Consider the following 17,833-nt stretch of genomic DNA (forward strand, 5'->3'; position numbering starts at 1 on the left):
GGCGCTTCCTTTGTGTGACTTCAGCCGGCGCCAATGTGGCGCATCAGGCGCGCTTTCACATCGGGCGGAGTAATGGTGGGACGCGGCAAGCCGTCCGGCGTGCCACGACGAATCGCGAGGCGCGCGAAGCGTGGGCCTTCGAGCGGCGCGGATTCGAACAGTTGATCGAGCACGGCCGGATCGTCGCTTTCCACCGCCGACGCATAGCCGCACGCCGCCGCCACGCCCGCGAACGAAACTTGCGGCGACACCGTGGCCTGGCCGCCCGTGGAGTCGTGCGCGCCGTTGTCGAGCAGCACGTGCGTGAGGTTCGACGGACCGTAAGCGCCGAGCGTGGCAAACGCGCCCATGCGCATGAGCGCGGCGCCGTCGCCGTCGAGCGCCACCACATGCAGGTCCGGACGCGCGAGCGCGAGGCCGAGCGCGAACGGCGTCACGCAGCCCATCGAGCCGACCATGTAGAGCTGGTTCGGACGGTCGTCGATAGCGTAGAGCTCGCGGCCGCAAAAACCGGTGGACGCGAGCACCACGGTCGACTCGAGCGGCGTATGCGCAATCACCTTTTTCAGCGCGTCGTGCCGCGACGCCAGATCGCTCGCCGCCACGCTGCCGAACTGCGAACGCGCAGCCGCCGGCACGCGCCGCGCGCCGGCGGGGCCCGCCTTCAGTTCATACGGCGCGACGCTGCCCTTTTGCATGACGAGCGCATATGGACGGCCGGTCTGGTCCATATGGGCGATGGCGCGATCCAATGCCGGGCCGATTGCCTCGGCTTGCGTGGGAAAGGTCTCCCAGGGAATTTCCATCGTGTCGAGCATGGCGGGCGTAACCGGGCCCATCAACGCATGCTGCGGTTCGTCGGCGACGCCCGGCTGACCGCGCCACGTGACGATCAGCAGTTGCGGCAGACGGAAAGTCCACGTCAGCGAGGTGAGCGGGCTCACCGCGTTGCCGAGCCCGGAGTTCTGCATCATGGTGATGCCGCGGCGCCCATTACGGGCGCCTAGCGCGACGCCCGCTATCAGCGCGACGGCGTCGCCTTCATTGGCCGCCGACACGTAATGCAGCGACTCGTCCTGCAGCACATAGTTGATGAACGGCGTCAGGTACGAGCACGGCACGCCGGCATACCAGTCGAAGCCGCGTTCGCGCGCCGCCTCGACAAACTGTGCTGCTTCGATCATTGCGCCGCTCCGTTCGCTGCGTCAGCGTCCGCACCGCCGACGGACGCTGCGAGCGGCGTCTGCCCGTGCGCGAAGTCGCCCGCGCGGCGGAAGTCTTCCAGATCGTTGACGCCGCGCCAGTGGCCGTGCACGTACTGCACCTCGATGGACTCACCGGCTTCGATCAGCGCGTTCAGCAACGCGGGCATGTCGAGCGACGCAAAATCGGCGCGCGCCTGCAACTCGCGCATCACGGTCTGCAGACGCTCGCGGCCTGCGCCGCGCACGTTCAGAAGACCGACCCAGCGGCCATGCGGCGTTTGTGCAGCGATTGCCGACGACGCCTCCTGCCCGCTCGACACATGACGCAGCACCACCTTGTTGCCGAACAGACCGCGGTCGTCGGCGGCCGAGCACCACGCGAAGTCGCGCACGCTTGCGTTTTCCGCGTCGGTCAGCGAAGAATCCACCACCACGCTGAACGCCGCTTCACTCTCCACCAAGTCGCGCAGAATGTAGCTGCGGAACAGCAGATCGCCGTAAGAAATCACGGTGTCGCCTGAGAGCTTGTCGAGCGCGCATGCGAGCGACGCGAGTTCGCCCGTCTCGGCATGCCTGTCGTTGACGACCAGCTTGATGCCGGCCGTGTCGATCGCATCGGCGCGATAACCGCCGACCACGGTGATGTCGTTGACGCCCTGCTTCTTGAATGCGTCGACGAGCCAGCGCAACAGCGGCTTGCCGGCCACCGGCAGCATGACTTTCGGGCGGTCTTGCGTGACGGCCTCGAGGCCCTTGCCGCGGCTCGCCGCGAGCACGACGGCGGAGCCTGCCGCCCGGCCGCTCGACAGATAGCGGTCTTCGGCTTCCGAATATTCGTCGGCGTCCTGCAAGCGGAAAATCTCGTTGACGGCCGCGATGCGGTCTTCGACGTTCACGAGCGTTTCGCTCGTATGGATCTCGCGCGCCACCGCCTGCATTGCCGAGGTTGCCGCGCGAATCAGATGGTTCGCCCAGATCACCGTGCTGATGCCGGCTTCGCGGAACACTTCTGTCGGCGTGCTGTAGTACTTGGTCGGCACGATGACGAGCGGCGCGCGGCCGGCCCATTCGCGCGCGAACTCCAGAATTTCGTCGGGCCGCGAGAGCTTGCTGTGAATCAGGATGGCGTCCGCACCGGCGAGGCGGTAGGCTTCCGCGCGGCGCAACGCCTCTTCCATGCCCCAGCCCGCGATCAGCGCTTCCACGCGGGCGACAATCGAAAAATTCTCGTCCGACTGCGAGTCTTTGCCGGCCTTGATCTTGCCGCAGAATTCGTCGATGTCGGCAAGCGGCTGCGCCTCACCGTTGATGAAGCTATTGGTTTTCGGAAACTGCTTGTCTTCGATGCACACGCCGGCAATGCCGCGCTGCTCCAGCTTGCGCACCAGACGGCGCACGTTGTTGAAGTTGCCGTAGCCGGTGTCGCCGTCGAGCAGGATCGGCAGATCGCTCGCGTCGGCCATGAATTCGAGGTTGTCGACCACCTGGGTCCAACTGGCTTCGTTGTTGTCGCGCACGCCGAATTGCGCGGAGATCGCGAGCCCTGAGCCCCAGATCGCCTTGAAGCCGGCCTCGCGAACGATGCGCGCCGAAAGGCCGTTGTGGGCTTCCATCATGAATTCGAGTTCGTTGCTCACGAGCATCTGGCGCAGGCGCGCGCTGCGTGAAGCGGAAACAAAAGCGGGTTCGCGGGCGTTCATTTTATGCACTCCTGGTGGCGGCCTACTGCGGGCTACTTGGCGCTCTTTTTGCCCGACTGGCGACTGGAAAATGGCGACTATAGCGGAATTTTCATTTATTCGTCATTCGCATGACCTGGCTTTTTCTGGCGTGCGGTTAAGTGGAGAAATGTGTCATTTTTTGCGGAATGACGCGCCGCGCGTCATTTAGAACCGGTTGGCGCAATGCGGACTTCTCACGAATTCGCCATTTCGATTTACGCCAACGCGCGTTGAGTGAAACTCACCGCAGAAAATCGCCATTCGATTTCACTTCCGCGCAAGCGGAAAATAAATGCCGTCAATCGGCGCGCGGAATCAGCGCGATTAATTTCCGCATGCTCGACGAAGCGCCGCGCAGCGCCGTTTAGTCAGACGAAACCCCGTGCCAGCAGGGGTTTCCCCTGCCTCAGGAACCACCTGAAAGCTGCCGTTAAACAGGTCAGCAGCACCGGCTCATCCGATAGACCTTTTTGCCAAGCACGCCCCTTTGCCATGACTCTGAACAAAAAACTGGCCTCAATGATCGCTGTTCTCTGGTTTGGCCTGATCCTGATCGGCGGCTTCGGCGCGTGGCAAAGCCGTGCGTCGATGATCGCCGACCGGCGCGGCCAGCTCACCGCGCTGATCGACCAGGCGAATCACGTCGTCGGCCGTTACTACGCGTTGGCGCAACAGCACACCCTCACGGAAGACGAAGCGAAGAAGCAGGCGCTCGCCACGCTCGAGTCGATGCGTTACGGCAAGGACGGCTACATCTCCGTGAACGACTCGCAGCCCGTCATGCTGATGCATCCGTTCAAGAAAGAGCTGGTCGGCAAGAACATGGGACAGTTCACGGACCCCGCGGGCAACCATCTGTTCACGGACATCGTGACAGCAGGCAAGCGCGAAGGCGGCGGCTTTGTCGATTATCTGTGGGCCAAGCCCGGCAGCGACAAACCCGTGGCCAAGACCAGCTATTCGCTGCATTTCCAGCCGTGGGACCTGTATCTCGTCACCGGCATGTACATGGACGACGTACAGCGCGCGTTCTACGCGAGCCTGTTGCGCTGGCTCGCCATTACGGTTGCGCTCGGCGCGATCGCCACAGCCATCATGGTGCTGGTGCTGCGCAGCGTGCGCCGCTCGCTCGGCGGCGACCTGGAAGTGGCCGTCGAGCACGCGCAACTGATGGCGCGCGGCAATCTCGCAGTGCGCGTGCCGGTCAAGGAAAACGACGCCGGCAGCCTGCTGCATGCGTTGCAGAGCATGCAGGCCGGCCTGGTCGACACCGTTTCGCGAGTGCGCATGGGTACGGAGAACATCAACATCGGGGCGAGCGAGATTGCCGCCGGCAATACCGATCTGTCGCAACGCACGGAGGAACAGGCCGCTGCGCTGGTTCAGACGGCGTCGAGCATGGATCAGATGACCGTCAACGTGAAGCAGAACGCGGACAGCGCGCAGCAGGCGGCGCAACTCGCGGGTCAGGCCGCCGACGTCGCCACGCGCGGCAGCCGCGTGGTGGACGACGTGGTGCGCACGATGGGCGAGATCACGACGAGCTCGCGGCAGATCGGCGACATCATCGGCGTGATCGACGGCATTGCCTTCCAGACCAACATTCTCGCGTTGAACGCGGCGGTGGAAGCGGCCCGCGCGGGCGAACAGGGACGCGGCTTCGCCGTGGTCGCCGCCGAAGTGCGCAGCCTCGCGCAACGCTCGGCCACGGCCGCGAAGGAAATCAAGGCGCTGATCGAAACCTCCACCACCACCGTGGAAGCGGGCGCGTCGCTGGTCTCGAACGCGGGCTCGACGATGGGCGAAATCGTGCAGTCGGTGCGTCGAGTGAACGAAATTCTCGAGGAAATCAGCAACGCGTCGCGCGAGCAGAGCGCAGGCATCGAGCAGGTGAATCGCGCAGTCGGCGAAATGGATCAGGTCACGCAGCAGAACGCGGCGCTCGTCGAGCAGGCCGCCGCCGCCGCTCATTCGCTGAAGGACCAGGTAGGTGTGTTGCGCGAGGCGATTTCGAGCTTCTCGCTGCCTGCGTGAAGTAGTACCTGTGAAGTCGTGGGCTTGAAGCCTCTCGTTTGAAGGCGTACGCGCGTGAAGGGCCACTACGGGAAGCGCGCTCGACAGGAGGCGAGCGCGCCTTGAAATGCCGCGTATGAATCGACGCATCGACCGAACAGAAAAAGCCGCGCGGACGTAAAAGTCCGCGCGGCTTTTTTGCGTCCGTCGAGCGAGTTGGCTTGCAGTAATCTCGCATACAGATTACGTTCTCATTACAATGAGCCGTGCCGCAAGCCAACCCGCAGTTTATTCATTCATGATCCATAAGAAAAAGTCCCAGCCGCGCGATCCTTACGCACCGGTCGCGAAGAACCAGTTGCTGGTCGCGCGCCTGCCGATGTGGCGCTCCAGGCTCATCGTGGTGCTGGTGTTCGCCGCCTTTGCCGCGCTCGCCGGGCGGGCGTTCTGGGTTCAGGTGCTCAACCGCGACTTTTACGTCGACCAGGGGCAAAAGCGCTACCAACGCACCATCGAGCTCGACGCAACGCGCGGGCGCATTGTCGACCGCAATGGCTCGATGCTCGCCGTGAGCCTCGCGACCTACGAGATCTGGGCTTCCCCCAAACTGCTCGACGAAGCCGCGTTGCCGCCGCTGTCGAGGCTCCTCGACCTGCCGCTCGCGGAACTGCGCCGCCGTCTGAACGGCGACAAGACCTTCGTGCTGCTCAAGCGTCAGGTGGATGCGGAGACGGCCGGGCATCTGTCGAAGCTCGGGCTCGCGGGCATCACGCAGATCGCCGATTCAAAGCGCTTTTATCCGGAAGGCGAGTCGGCGGCTCACGTCGTCGGGTTCACCGACATCGAGGACAACGGTCAGGAAGGCGTCGAACTCGCCGCGAACGAACAATTGCTTGGGGTGCCCGGCCATCGCGAAGTGATCCGCGACAGACTGGGCCGCGTCGTATCGGAAACGCGGCCGCTCGTGCCCGCACAGAACGGCGAAACGATTCATTTGACGATCGACCGGCGCATCCAGCAGCTCGCGTATGCACAGTTGAAGGAGGCAATCGCAAAGCATCGCGCGGAAGCGGGCAGCGTGGTGGTCCTCGACGCGCGCAACGGCGAAATTCTCGCGCTCGCCAACTATCCGAGCTTCGATCCGAACGACCGCGCGCGCCTGACCGGGCGGCAGTTGCGCAATCGCGCGGTGGTCGACACCTTCGAACCGGGTTCGACGATCAAGCCGGTAGTCGTCGCGCTTTCCATCGACGACGGCAAGGTGCGGCCCCAAAGCACCATCGACACCGCGCCGGGCTGGTACAAGATCGGCCCCGCGGTGATCCACGACACCTCGAATCATGGCGTCATGACGGTTGCCGAGGCCGTGCAGAAGTCGAGCAATATCGCGCTCGCCAAGCTCGCGCTGAATCTGCCAGCCGAAAAAATCTGGGCCAAATATCAGGAGTACGGGCTTGGCGTGCGGCCGGAGCTGACGTTTCCGGGCGTGGCATCGGGCAAGGTGCGCCCGTACAAACGCTGGCGCCCCATCGAGCAGGCGACGATGGCTTACGGCTACGGCCTCTCGGCATCGCTGTTGCAGATCGCGCAGATCTACACCGCGTATGCCGGCGACGGCACGATGCGCCCGGTGCGCCTCGTGCGCGAGGACGGCAATGGGGCGGCAGTCGCATCTAGCCGGCACGCGGTCACCACGCCGGCCACCGCACGCGCGATCCGCGCGATGCTGGAAATGGCCACCGGCGACGGCGGCACAGGCCGTGCGGCAACGGTGGAAGGCTATCGCGTCGGCGGCAAGACCGGCACCGCGCGTAAGCAGGTCGGCGCGAGTTACGCGAAAAACCGCTACCGCGCGCTCTTTGTCGGCATGGCGCCGATGAGCGATCCGCGCCTGATCGTCGCCGTCATGATCGACGACCCCGCGGGCAAGGCGTTTTACGGCGGCACCGTGGCCGGGCCCGTGTTCAGCGCAGTGACGGGCGGCGCGCTGCAATTGCTGGGCGTGCCGCCGGATGCGTGAGGGGCGCCTTTGCGCTACGCACACGCAAGCTTCCGGTGCTGTTACAACGGCATCCTGAAGACTTCCGGCGCGCTTACGGGCCTGCGGTCACGCAGGCTCGCGCGGGCGGCCCGCCTTTTGGACACGCTACGCGCAGCACGGCCTCAGTCGCGCGCGGTCTCGCCGAGCAGCGCCTCCACGCGGTTGCGTCCGTTGTGCTTGGCCTGATACATCGCGCGGTCGGCCTCGTCCATCATCGCGCGGCCCAGCGCCACCGCTTCGGCCGGCGAGCCGCTCACCGTACGGGCCGCCACGCCGATCGACACGGTCAACGCAATGCGTTCGCCGTCGTCGTCTAGCAGATGCAGTTTTTCGACCGCTACGCGAACCCGCTCGGCCACCGTCTGCGCGTCCGCACGGTCGCCCTGCACCAGCGCGGCGAACTCTTCGCCGCCATAACGCGCCACCGTATCGCCGAGCCGCACCTGCTGCCGCACGCACGCCGCCACCGCGGCCAGCGCGCGGTCGCCGGTCTGATGTCCGTAGGTGTCGTTGATCCGCTTGAAACTGTCGACGTCGATAAAAAGACAGGCGAGCGGCACGCCGTAACGCGCCGCACGTACCAATTCTTCGCGCAGACGCTCGTCGAAATAGCGGCGGTTGGACAGTCCCGTGAGCGGGTCGGTCATGCCCAACTGCTTGAGCCGTTCGCGGTGCGAGACGTTGTCGAGGCTCGCGGTCACGATGCTCGCAAAACGCTCGAGAATGTCGGTCGCCATGCCCTGCGCAAAGCGGTTCGCGTCGTCGCTGCCAAGGCACAGATAACCGCTCACGGTATGACCGGCGGCAAGCGGCAGGAGAATTGCGCTCGCCGGCACCTGCGCGTCGCCGAAAAATGCCCGGCGCGACACCTCGTCCAGTTCGCGTGGCCGGCCAAGCCACGGCTGTCCGCCTTCGCACAGGCACTGCGCCACCCTGCGCGCCTCGCGCGATGTCTTCAGGTTCGGGCGGTCCATGGCGCGCAGCGCGGCGGGCTCGAGCAGTTCGAGCAGCATGGGCGCGCGTTCGTCGAGCCATAGCGAGACCGCCGACAGCGAGAACTCGCGCGGCAAGTGGCCAAACAAGGTGTCGAGAAACGACACGAAGTCCTGCGCGCCGATCAAGCGCAGTTCGACGTCCTGAAAGCGGCGCAGCGTGCGTTCGTTGTGCTGCACGGTGTCGACGAGCGAGCGCAGACGCTCGGAAAGCGGCGTTGGGGCAGGATAGATCACGTTTTCGGCAGTTTTCAGCGGTGCGGGCTCGTGGCCTGGAACTCAAACGAGGTCGGTGACTTTTATAACGGCCCTTTTTGCGGCGTCTTGAGGAAAACGCACGGCAAGCCGCCGCGCAAACATTTAGCGCCTCTTAAGTCTCGCTTAATTCTTTGCTGTAACCATGCGACTCAACATCCCCTGTTGAGCCGCCAGATCATCGGCGGCGTTTTTTTCAGCGATGTTCGCCGATGCGTCAAAAGACAGGCTGCATGCCTGCGAAAAGAAGGAGGTCAAACCATGGTTGAGAACGCGGTATTCGAACATCTGCGCGCCATGCCCGACAACGAATGGGTGCAGCAGATTCACTCATGCAAGGTCTCGGACCCGTTGCAGCCGCCTTGGGGACGTTCATACCGGCTCGTCGAATGGACCATGAAGCACACGCCGCAAGCGAGCCGCCGCGTGGTGCCCGCCGAAAGCACGCCGCTGCAGATCGCACAGGCCGTCGTCTCGCATGTGCCTGGCCGGCGCTTTTGTCAGCAGGGCGACGAATAGCAGAAGTCGAGCGCGTCGTCGAGGCGGTCGTTACCCCAGAACATCTCGTTGCCCACAAAGAACGTGGGCGCGCCGAAAATGCCTTTTGCCGCGGCAGCTTCTGTCTGTTCCCGCAGACGCAGTTTGTTCGCGTCGCTCTGCGCGTCGGCAATGATCTGCTGCGCGGGCAAACCGAGTTTCGCGAGCGCTTCGCTCACCACTTCCACCGAACCGATATCGCGGTCATGCACGAAATTCTGCTGCATGATCTCGCGGCAATACGCGGCGATCCACTCACGCTGCGCGCCGAGCAACGCCACGCGCAACGCAAGCAACGCGGCGCGCGGAAAAACGCTTGGGCCCGTCCACGCCAGGCCGTATTTGCGGCACTGGCGTTCCATATCCTTCCAGACGTAGGCGCCCTTCTCCTTCTGCAGCACGAACGGAGAGTTGTCGTAGCCGAGCGCGCGAAAAATCGGCCCGAGCAGAAACGGCCGCCACAGAACACGCACGCCTCGGGCCGCGGCCTCGGCCTCGATCCGCATCGCGCTCAGGTAACTGTAATTGCTGCCGAAGTCAAACCAGAACTCGATGTCGCGCGCGGGCGCAGGCGGCGAAGCGGTGGCGTCATTCATCTCGTCTCTCTTGCAATGTCTGACAGTCGAACAGCACAAGCTTGCCTATGATAAGAGTCTTTGCGACCCCAAACCCAAGGTGGAAGCATGATGCGTTACCCGTACGACCTGCTTGTCGCCGCGTGTCTTGCCATCATCGTCATGGCGGCCTCGATCGGCCTCGCGCTGAACTGAACGGCATACGACAGGCAGGCCGAGGGTTCAGCGCGTTTGCGTGGCAACGCGCAGCCCGAGCGAGATAAACAGCACGCCGATAATCTTGTTCTGCCAGCGGCGAAGCCACGTGAGACGCTTGACGAGTCTGCCCAGCGGGCGGATCGTCAACACGATCAAAGTGGTGTAAAGCGCGCTCATGCCGACGAAAATCAGCCCCAGCACCGTGAACTGGAGAAACGTCGAACCGTGCTCGGGGTGCACGAACTGCGGCAGAAAGGCGAGAAAGAAGAGCGCGGTTTTAGGGTTGAGCACTTCGGCGGGAATGGCCTGAAAGAAGGCTTTGGACGCCGACACCGGCGCGCTCGCGGGCATATCGCCGCTGGCTGGTTTTTCGCGCAATGCCCGAATGCCGAGATAGACGAGATACAGCGCGCCGATCCACTTGACGGCGTTGAATGCGAGCGCAGAGGTCATCAGCAATGCTGAAAGGCCGACTGCCGCGCCGAGCGTGTGAACGAAGTCGCCGACGGCAATGCCCAGCCCCGTGAAAATGCCCGCCTTGCGTCCGCCATGCACCGTGCGCGTCAAAACCAGCAGCACGGCCGGCCCCGGAATCAGAAAAAGACCGAGCACGACGGCGACGAAGGTTCCTAAAGTGGATAACTCGAGCATGCTGTCCATGGTGTCTCCGATTATTTTGCAGTCGTCCGTTTATGGACTGCAAAGTGTACCTCGCTTATCGAAGAGACCGCGTGGCAAACTCGCTATGATTCGGGGCGGCACCCGAACAGGGCGGCAAACCTTTTCATGTCAGGCTAGCGAGCGGAATTCCAGTGACTTACACGTTGTCGACGCGGCACATCCACGAACTCGAGGTTCGCAAGAGCCGGTTCATTGCGTATGCGATACCCGTGGAGGATCGCAACGCCGCGATGGACGAACTGCGCCGCCTGCGCGACGAGCATCCGGCCGCGACGCACGTGTGCTGGGCGCTGCTGGCAGGCGGCCAATCCGGCATGTCCGACGACGGCGAGCCCTCCGGCACGGCTGGCCGGCCGATTCTGGAGGTGCTGCGGCATCACGATCTGGACGGCGTGCTGGCCGCCGTGGTGCGCTACTACGGCGGCGTGAAGCTCGGCGCGGGCGGCCTCGTGCGCGCCTACACCGACGCCATCGCCTCCGCGCTGCTGGACGCGCCGCGCGTCGAACGGATTGCCCAAGGCTCGCTCGTCGTAGAAGTGAGCTACGCGGACGAAGCAAAGGTGCGGCGCTGGATCGAAGCGCAAGGCTACGCGCTCGCCGATACCGCGCACGGCATGCTCGTGACAATGACGATCCGGCTGCCGGTCAATATGCTCGACGACGCACGGCGCGCATTGGTCGATATGACGCAAGGCAAAGCGGGCTTCTTTTGATGTCGGCGGACTGACATCCATTTTGGAGATGGGTTGCGGGTGGGCACTGTTACCATGCTGCTCTCCCAGGCACGTATCACCACTTAAAGGGCCACTCCTCTGATCTCGACCGCCGCTTGTTCCCGCGCAGCGCCCGAATCGGCGCCGTACGCTTCGCATCTGTCGCAACTGGCGCATCTGGCGCCCGAGGCCGCGCACACAGCGGCGTCCCGGAAAAATACGGTGCTCAAGGGCTGCAGCGTAATCGCGCTGCCGTTGCTGCTGTCCGCCTGCTCCTGGTCCTGGTTCGGGCTGAACAGCAGCAGTTCGCCGCGCGCCGCGGCGGCTCCCGCCGGCTCGCTGAGCGTCGCGCCCGCGCGCGAGTTCGCGTACATGCCGGCGCTCGACGGGCGTGTATCGCCGAACCGCATCGAAAACACGGCCATGACCGGCGTCGTGCTGAAAAGCGAGGTAAGGGACGCGGTGCGCGAAAGCGTGGCAAACCACCTGAAGGTGGCAGGCTTTCATCTCGACGATAAGCGCAAAGTGCTGAGCGGGCGCATCGAAAAATTCAGCGTAGACGACGTTCGCTCGCCGGCCCTGTGGACGCTGCAGATGCGCTACGTAGTCACCGACGCGTCCACGCACCAGGTGGTGTTCTCGACCACCAAGACCGTCAAGCGCAAATCGCCGAAATTCACCAGCAACACGATTGCAATCGAGGACACCGTGAAGCTGAGCGTCGACGCACTGGTGCAGGATGCCGGCTTCATCAAGGCAGTGAATTAGGCAACGCCAGGCGCCGCGCTCTGGCGTAGACACCTGCTGAGGCGCGGCCACCGTTTCGCTACAATCGGCAGCAGCGCATTGCAATGCTTGCTGTCGCTGCTGCCTGCTGCCTGCTCCACGTTTGCGCGCTTACGCCGCGCCCAAACCAGCGCCAATCAACGCACACCCTGCGAGGCACCCATGTCCACGACCGCCTGGCTCTTCTTTCTTCCCGCCTGCTTCGCCATCAACCTCGCACCCGGGCCGAACAATCTCCTGTCGATCAACGTGGCCGCGCGGCACGGCTTCACGACTGCGTTCCTCGGTGGCAGCGGGCGGCTGCTTGCGTTCGCCGCGATGATCGTGCTGGCCGCGACCGGTCTCGCGGTCGTGCTGCACGCGTCGGAGTGGTTCTTTCTGACAATCAAACTGGCCGGCGCCGCGTACCTGATCTGGCTCGCCATTCAGTTGTGGCGCAGCGACGCGCCCGCCATCGACACCACGCACGCAGAGTCGGCCTCGCTCGCGAGAATAGCGCGGCAGGAGTTTCTCGTCGCCGCGGGCAACCCCAAAGCGATCCTGGTGTTCACCGCCTTTCTGCCGCAGTTCGTCGACATTGCGACGCCCATGCTGCCGCAGTTCGCCGCGCTTGGCGCCAGCTTTCTGGTGCTCGAATGCGTGGCGATAGCACTCTATTCGTGGGCCGGCATGCATCTGGGCAAATGGCTCGTGCGCGCACGCGTGAGACGCTGGTTCAATCGCTGCTGCGGCGCATTTCTCGCCGCCATCGGCGTGAGCTTTCTGCTCGTGCGGCGTACGTGAACCGTGTGGCGTTCAAAGAGAGCCTTTGCTCACGTCCATAAGCAATTGCTAATGCACTTGCCGAGAAACTTTAACTATCGCTATAGACGTGGCGCCCCTATGCTCGATCAATGACCCGCCGCCGTGCTCGGCGACACGCGGTATGGGCGAGCGACTTCTCATAGTCACAGGAGCGGCATCATGAAGATCTGCATCTTCGGAGCGGGAGCGATAGGCGGTTTGATGGGCGTGCAACTGGCACGCGCCGGCGCCGACGTGAGTTTCATCGCGCGCGGCGCGCATCTGGCGGCCATGCGGGAGCATGGCGCCCGGCTGATCATGGACGGCGAGACGTTCAGCGCACCGGTACGCTGCACGTCGGACCCAAGCGAGCTCGGCGTGCAGGACCTCGTGATCATCACGTTGAAGGCGCACTCGCTGCCGGGCGTGGTCGACTCGATGCAACCGCTGCTCGGCAAGCACACGGCCATCGTGACCGGCGTGAACGGCATTCCGTATTGGTACTTCTATCAGCACGGCGGCAAGTTCGCCGGCACGCGGCTCACGAGCGTCGACCCCGACGGCAGTCAATGGACGAAGCTCGGCCCCGAGCGCGCGATTGGCTGCGTGCTTTATCCCGCGGCCGAAATCGTCGAGCCCGGCGTCATCAAGCATGTGTACGGCAAGAAGTTTCCGATCGGCGAGCCAAGCGGCGAACGCACGCCGCGTATTCAGCAATTTCACGAGATCATGCAGGCGGCGGGTTTCGAGGCGCCGATTCGCGACAACATTCGCGACGAGATCTGGCTGAAGCTGTGGGGCAACCTGTGCTTCAACCCGATCAGCGCGCTCACGCACGCCACGCTCGACGTGCTCACGAGCGATCCGGGCACGCGCGCCGTATCGCGCACGATGATGCTCGAGGCCAAGCGCATCGCCGACCAGTTCGGCGTGCATTTCCGTGTCGATGTCGAAAAGCGCATAGACGGCGCGGGCGCGGTCGGCGCGCATAAAACGTCGACGCTGGTCGATCTGGAAAACCGCCGGCCGATGGAAATCGACCCGCTTCTGACCGTCGTGCAGGAGATGGGGCGTCTCGTCAACGAGCCCACGCCCACCATCGACGTGGTGCTCGCGCTCGTCAAGCTGCGCGAGCGGATGGCCTTGCAGGGCGCCTGAGTGGCATGCGTTCAGCGCGCGAGCCGTGGCATAAGTAGAAAAGGATCGGACGGCGTCCGATCCTTTTTCATTTGCGCGGGTACCGCACGGTCATTGCTCGCGCGGTCACTGGTCGATTGCGAGCCAGACCGCCTTCGGCTCGGTGAAGTTTTCAATTGCCACGTCGCCGTGTTCGCGGCCAAAACCCGAATCGCCCGAACCGCCCCACGGCAGGCGCACGTCCGTGTAGCCGTAGGTATTGATCCAGACGGTGCCCGCCCGAAGGTCTCGCGCCACGCGATGCACGCGGCCAATGTCCGCGCTCCACACGCCGGCCGCGAGGCTATACAGCGTGCCGTTGGCAATGCGTATCGCGTCGGCTTCGTCATTGAAACGGATCACGCTTGCAACCGGTCCGAAGATCTCCTCCTGCGAAATACGCATTTCATGTTCGACGTTGGCGAACACCGTCGGCTCGACGAAGAAACCGCGCTCGCCGACGCGCGCGCCGCCCGCGACCAGCGACGCGCCTTCCGAGCGTCCGGCCTCGACATAGCCCAGTACGGTTTTCATTTGCGCGGCGGAGATCAGCGGCCCCATTGACGTTTCGCGCAGCGACGGGTCGCCCACCTTGATCGACTTGGCGCGCGCGGCGAGCCGCTCCACCACTTCGTCGTACACGTCGCGATGCGCGAGTATGCGCGAACCGGCCGAGCACACTTGCCCGGTGTTGAAGAAGATGCCCGACGCCGCGGCTCGCACGGCGTTGTCCAGGTTCGCATCGGGGAAAATCAGGTTCGCCGACTTGCCGCCCAGCTCCAGCGTCACGCGCTTGAAGTTGCCCGCCGCGCCTTGCAGAATGCCGCGCCCCACCGAAGGCGAGCCGGTGAACGTGACCTTGTCCACGCCGGGATGCGCGACCAGCGCGTCGCCCACCACGCGCCCCTTGCCGGTGACGATATTCAGGACTCCCGGCGGCAGGCCCGCTTCGAGCGCAAGTTCACCGATTCGCAATGCGGTGAGCGGCGTGATCTCCGCTGGCTTGACAATCAGCGTGCAGCCGCACGCGAGCGCCGGCGCGATTTTCCACATGCCGATCATCAACGGGAAATTCCACGGCACGATGGCTGCGACCACGCCAACCGGTTCGCGGATCGTGTAAGTCAGCGCATCCGGGCGAACCGGCACCACCTGGCCGTTAATCTTGTCGCACCAGCCCGCGTAGTACTCGAGCGTATCGACCGCGGCCGGAATGTCCTGGCGCATGACGGCGGCAATCGGCTTGCCTGCGTCCAGACTTTCGAGCGCCGCGAGTTCATCGAGATTCGCACGCATCAGGCCGGCAAGCCGGGCCAGGATGCGGCCGCGCTCAGCCGCCTTGATGCCGTTCCACACTTTCAGCGCCGCGCGCGCGGCACGCACCGCCGTGTCGACGTCGGCGGCGCTGCCCTGTGCAACGCGCGCAATCGGCTCTTCGGTGGCGGGATTGATGTCGACGGAATACTCGCCTGTGCCTGGCGGCAAGCGCTTGCCGTCGATCAACAGGTCATGGCTCACGAGGTCGGTCATCATGAATCTCCTTGCATGGGATGTTGCGTGGGCTGATTGCAGCAAGCCGGCCTGGGCAAGGCCGGCGCGGGCAAGGGCTGTGCACCGCTAGGGCTCGTGAAGCGCCGCGCCGCTGCGCGCGACCACCGGCCGTGACAATTCGCGCGACACTGGGTTCGACACGACATCCGCAGCGAGCTTTGGACCCGCGGCCGGCTCCACTTCAACGCTCGCACCACCAGTACTCGAAGACGCCCCAGCGTGCTCCGCAAACTGCGCCCACGCAGCCGCGGCATTCGGCCTGAGCGAGCGGTTGCGGCGATGCACGAGCAGCGTCGCCAGGGTCACCTCGGGCACAAGCGGCCGGCTCACGAGCGATTCGCCGACAGTCGGCCAATGCGAGTCCACGGGCAGCACGCCGACGCCGAGCCCGAGTTCGACCATGCGCAGCACCGCCGCGACGTGCCCGAACTCCTGCACCGGCCGACGCTTCAAACCGTTCTCACTGAAGGCACGCTCGAGTGCCGCGCGCACGCCGGCGTCGGCATTCAGAGTGACGAGCGACCAGTCGTGCAATTCGTCCCACGCGACGCTCGCGTGGCGCGCAAGCGGATGCGTCGACGGCATGACCGCGTGCAGCGGCGTGGTGAAAACCAGTTGCGCATGCAACTGATCGTTGGCAAGAGGCTCGGCCAGCGAGACCACGCCGAAATCCACCTCGCCGTGCTCGACACTCGCCAGCACGCCGCTTTGCGCCTGGTCCTCCACGCTGACGAGCAGTTCCGGAAAAGCGCTCGCGCAACGCGCGAGCCCCTGCGCAACCCAACTCGACGAGAGCACCGGATTGCTCGCCAGCACCACCACGCCGCGGTGCCCTTCATACGCGGCCCGCTCTTCGCGCAAGGTCAGATCGATTTCATCGAGCAGGCGGCCGATTCTTCGTTCGAGGCTCGCGCCCGCATGCGTCAGTTCAACCTGGCGCGTCGTGCGGTCGAACAGTTTCAGTTCGACCGCGTCTTCCAGCTCGCGCACGCAGCGGCTCACTGCGGACTGCGTCAGATCGAGTTCGCGCGCCGCACGCGTGAAGCTGCGTTCACGCGCTACGGCGACGAACACCCTGAGTTGCTGCAGCGAAACGTTCATGACGTCATGGCCGGGGCGCGAACGGTTTGCGGGCCTATTCGCCGGTTTGCTCGGGCCAGTGGCTCAAGCGCGAGGCCTTGCCATTGCCCGCGACGGCCAGAACTCCCGCTTGCGGCTCGTCCTGCGAGTGAATCCAGCGCGAGCGCATTGGCGCAAGGATGAACTTCGCGGACACGCCCGCGGCAATCGTGATTACCGCGGACACGGTGAACACGAGGCTCCATCCACCGGTTGCCGACAGCACGGAGGCAAGCGGCACCAGCAGCGAGGCCGTGCCCTTTGCCGTGTACAACGTGCCCGCATTCGCCGCCGCGTACTTGCTGCCGAACGTGTCCGCGCAGATCGCCGGGAAGATCGAGAAAATCTCGCCCCAGAAGAGGAAGATCAAGGCGGCGAAGGTCATGAACGCATGCGGGTTCGTGCCGTACTCCATCATGCCGAGCAACGCGAGTCCTTCGCCGATGAAGATCAGGAACATCGTATTCTCGCGGCCGATCTTGTCGGAGATGAAACCGCACAACGGACGCGTGAAGCCGTTGCAGACGTTGTCGATGGAAAGCGTGGCGGTGAGCAGCGGCAGCGTGACGCCGAAGATCGTCATGGGAATGCGCGCGAGGCCCCAGTCTTTGGCGATCGGCCCGATCTGCGCGGTGGCCATCAGACCACCCGCTGCCACCGCGACGAACGACACATAGATTACCCAGAACACTGGTGTGCGGATCATCTGGCCAGGCGTGAGGTCGACCTTCGACACGGAGAACTTCTTCTTTGCCGGCGTATGCTGACGCAAGACCGGTTTGACGAGCAGCATGGCGAGCAGCAGAATCGCCACGCCTTGCAGAATGCCGAAAAAGAAGAACGTGTGCTCGTAGCCCGAGCGCGTAATCATGTTCGCAATAGGAATCACGGTGACCGCCGCACCCGCACCGAAGCCGGCGGCTGTCAGGCCGGCTGCGAGACCGCGCCGGTCCGGAAACCATTTCAGCGCATTGCCGACGCACGTGCCGTACACGCCGCCCGCTCCAATGCCCGCGATCACCGCGGAAACGTAGAGCATGGGCAAGGTGGTCGCGTACGAGTTCATCACCCACGCAACACCCGCGCACACGGCGCCGCCCGCCACCACCGGCCGCGGACCGAACTTGTCGACGAGCCAGCCTTCCAGCGGCACGAGCCACGTTTCGGTGAGGATGAAAATGGCAAACGCCAGTTGAATGGAGGCCTGGCCCCAGTGATGCCGCGCGTCCATCGGCGCGACGAACAACGTCCATGCGTACTGCAGGTTCGCCACCAACGCCATGCACACCATGCCGATGACGAGCTGCCACCAACGGTTCGCCCAGAATACGCGGGCCGTGGTCTGTTGAGTGATATCGTCCATGTGCCTTGTCTCCGCAATTATTTAGTGCAGCCGGCCAACCGGCCGTGCTGTATGCGTCCCACCTTATCGTTATGACCGGAAAGCCTTGTCAATCCGGGAATGTTTAATCCTTAAAGCGCTTCCT

Annotated in this window: 15 protein-coding genes; 7 read left to right on the plus strand and 8 right to left on the minus strand. The window is 64.2% G+C overall.

Annotation, left to right across the window (positions count from 1 at the left end; all coding sequences use genetic code 11):
• Positions 1-20 precede the first annotated feature (20 nt).
• Entirely contained in the window at positions 21-1,184 is a 1,164-nt protein-coding gene (gene aepY, locus JNB89_RS03260; protein WP_013341747.1) for a phosphonopyruvate decarboxylase, read from the minus strand.
• A complete protein-coding gene (gene aepX / locus JNB89_RS03265) occupies positions 1,181-2,905 on the minus strand; it encodes a phosphoenolpyruvate mutase (RefSeq protein WP_220361223.1) in 1,725 nt (574 codons plus the stop codon). Before aepX ends, aepY begins: the two co-directional genes overlap by 4 nt.
• A 513-nt stretch (positions 2,906-3,418) precedes the next feature.
• On the opposite strand from aepX, the gene JNB89_RS03270 reads away from it, so the two are divergent.
• Entirely contained in the window at positions 3,419-4,960 is a 1,542-nt protein-coding gene (locus JNB89_RS03270) for a methyl-accepting chemotaxis protein (protein ID WP_220361224.1), read from the plus strand.
• Between the two features lie 277 nt (positions 4,961-5,237).
• Positions 5,238-6,959 carry a peptidoglycan D,D-transpeptidase FtsI family protein gene (locus tag JNB89_RS03275; RefSeq protein ID WP_220361225.1) on the plus strand — a complete coding sequence of 574 codons (1,722 nt, stop codon included), beginning with the start codon at positions 5,238-5,240 and terminating at the stop codon, positions 6,957-6,959.
• 143 nt (positions 6,960-7,102) lie between these two features.
• Here JNB89_RS03275 and JNB89_RS03280 read toward each other — a convergent pair whose 3' ends face one another.
• Positions 7,103-8,209, minus strand: a complete 1,107-nt coding sequence (locus JNB89_RS03280) for a GGDEF domain-containing protein (protein ID WP_220361226.1) — start codon at positions 8,207-8,209, stop codon at positions 7,103-7,105.
• Between the two features lie 279 nt (positions 8,210-8,488).
• Between JNB89_RS03280 and JNB89_RS03285 the strand changes: the two genes are divergently transcribed.
• Positions 8,489-8,746: a DUF2866 domain-containing protein gene (locus JNB89_RS03285; RefSeq protein ID WP_013341752.1), complete on the plus strand. Its 258-nt coding sequence runs from the start codon at positions 8,489-8,491 to the stop codon at positions 8,744-8,746.
• On the opposite strand, the gene JNB89_RS03290 is transcribed toward JNB89_RS03285, so the two are convergent.
• Entirely contained in the window at positions 8,728-9,360 is a 633-nt protein-coding gene (locus JNB89_RS03290) for a 2-hydroxychromene-2-carboxylate isomerase (protein ID WP_220361227.1), read from the minus strand. The two genes, JNB89_RS03285 and JNB89_RS03290, sit on opposite strands and share 19 nt — an antisense overlap.
• Before the next feature lie 201 nt (positions 9,361-9,561).
• Positions 9,562-10,188 carry a LysE family translocator gene (locus JNB89_RS03295; protein ID WP_027209594.1) on the minus strand — a complete coding sequence of 209 codons (627 nt, stop codon included), beginning with the start codon at positions 10,186-10,188 and terminating at the stop codon, positions 9,562-9,564.
• A 161-nt stretch (positions 10,189-10,349) separates the two neighbouring features.
• On the opposite strand from JNB89_RS03295, the gene JNB89_RS03300 reads away from it, so the two are divergent.
• From JNB89_RS03300 to JNB89_RS03315, 4 genes are all read left to right on the plus strand, one after another.
• Positions 10,350-10,931 carry an IMPACT family protein gene (locus JNB89_RS03300; RefSeq protein WP_135895493.1) on the plus strand — a complete coding sequence of 194 codons (582 nt, stop codon included), beginning with the start codon at positions 10,350-10,352 and terminating at the stop codon, positions 10,929-10,931.
• A 222-nt stretch (positions 10,932-11,153) separates the two neighbouring features.
• Positions 11,154-11,699, plus strand: a complete 546-nt coding sequence (locus JNB89_RS03305; RefSeq protein ID WP_013341756.1) for a hypothetical protein — start codon at positions 11,154-11,156, stop codon at positions 11,697-11,699.
• A 180-nt stretch (positions 11,700-11,879) separates the two neighbouring features.
• The gene (locus tag JNB89_RS03310) at positions 11,880-12,500 is read left to right on the plus strand and encodes a LysE family translocator (protein WP_220361228.1); all 621 of its coding nucleotides are present in this window, start codon (positions 11,880-11,882) and stop codon (positions 12,498-12,500) included.
• 180 nt (positions 12,501-12,680) lie between these two features.
• Positions 12,681-13,658 carry a 2-dehydropantoate 2-reductase gene (locus JNB89_RS03315; protein WP_135895496.1) on the plus strand — a complete coding sequence of 326 codons (978 nt, stop codon included), beginning with the start codon at positions 12,681-12,683 and terminating at the stop codon, positions 13,656-13,658.
• Between the two features lie 105 nt (positions 13,659-13,763).
• On the opposite strand, the gene JNB89_RS03320 is transcribed toward JNB89_RS03315, so the two are convergent.
• The 3 genes from JNB89_RS03320 to oxlT all read right to left on the minus strand — a co-directional run bounded on the left by JNB89_RS03320 (position 13,764) and on the right by oxlT (position 17,709).
• A complete protein-coding gene (locus JNB89_RS03320) occupies positions 13,764-15,206 on the minus strand; it encodes an aldehyde dehydrogenase family protein (RefSeq protein WP_013341759.1) in 1,443 nt (480 codons plus the stop codon).
• 87 nt (positions 15,207-15,293) lie between these two features.
• Entirely contained in the window at positions 15,294-16,328 is a 1,035-nt protein-coding gene (locus JNB89_RS03325) for a LysR family transcriptional regulator (RefSeq protein WP_220361229.1), read from the minus strand.
• A 34-nt stretch (positions 16,329-16,362) separates the two neighbouring features.
• On the minus strand, positions 16,363-17,709 hold the full coding sequence (gene oxlT / locus JNB89_RS03330) for an oxalate/formate MFS antiporter (RefSeq protein WP_220361230.1): 1,347 nt from the start codon (positions 17,707-17,709) through the stop codon (positions 16,363-16,365).
• Positions 17,710-17,833: the final 124 nt, after the last annotated feature.

The organism is Paraburkholderia phenoliruptrix (genome assembly GCF_019511605.1).
GTDB classification, from domain to species: domain Bacteria; phylum Pseudomonadota; class Gammaproteobacteria; order Burkholderiales; family Burkholderiaceae; genus Paraburkholderia; species Paraburkholderia phenoliruptrix_A.

What these genes read in the sequence shown, in the direction of transcription:
- JNB89_RS03295 (WP_027209594.1), bottom strand. Translation starts at nt 10,188, where the DNA reads ATGCTCGAGTTATCCACTTTAGGAACCTTCGTCGCCGTCGTGCTCGGT.
- JNB89_RS03290 (WP_220361227.1), bottom strand. Translation starts at nt 9,360, where the DNA reads ATGAATGACGCCACCGCTTCGCCGCCTGCGCCCGCGCGCGACATCGAG.
- JNB89_RS03270 (WP_220361224.1), top strand. Translation starts at nt 3,419, where the DNA reads ATGACTCTGAACAAAAAACTGGCCTCAATGATCGCTGTTCTCTGGTTT.
- JNB89_RS03320 (WP_013341759.1), bottom strand. Translation starts at nt 15,206, where the DNA reads ATGACCGACCTCGTGAGCCATGACCTGTTGATCGACGGCAAGCGCTTG.
- JNB89_RS03310 (WP_220361228.1), top strand. Translation starts at nt 11,880, where the DNA reads ATGTCCACGACCGCCTGGCTCTTCTTTCTTCCCGCCTGCTTCGCCATC.
- JNB89_RS03285 (WP_013341752.1), top strand. Translation starts at nt 8,489, where the DNA reads ATGGTTGAGAACGCGGTATTCGAACATCTGCGCGCCATGCCCGACAAC.
- aepX (WP_220361223.1), bottom strand. Translation starts at nt 2,905, where the DNA reads ATGAACGCCCGCGAACCCGCTTTTGTTTCCGCTTCACGCAGCGCGCGC.
- JNB89_RS03275 (WP_220361225.1), top strand. Translation starts at nt 5,238, where the DNA reads ATGATCCATAAGAAAAAGTCCCAGCCGCGCGATCCTTACGCACCGGTC.
- JNB89_RS03315 (WP_135895496.1), top strand. Translation starts at nt 12,681, where the DNA reads ATGAAGATCTGCATCTTCGGAGCGGGAGCGATAGGCGGTTTGATGGGC.
- oxlT (WP_220361230.1), bottom strand. Translation starts at nt 17,709, where the DNA reads ATGGACGATATCACTCAACAGACCACGGCCCGCGTATTCTGGGCGAAC.
- aepY (WP_013341747.1), bottom strand. Translation starts at nt 1,184, where the DNA reads ATGATCGAAGCAGCACAGTTTGTCGAGGCGGCGCGCGAACGCGGCTTC.
- JNB89_RS03325 (WP_220361229.1), bottom strand. Translation starts at nt 16,328, where the DNA reads ATGAACGTTTCGCTGCAGCAACTCAGGGTGTTCGTCGCCGTAGCGCGT.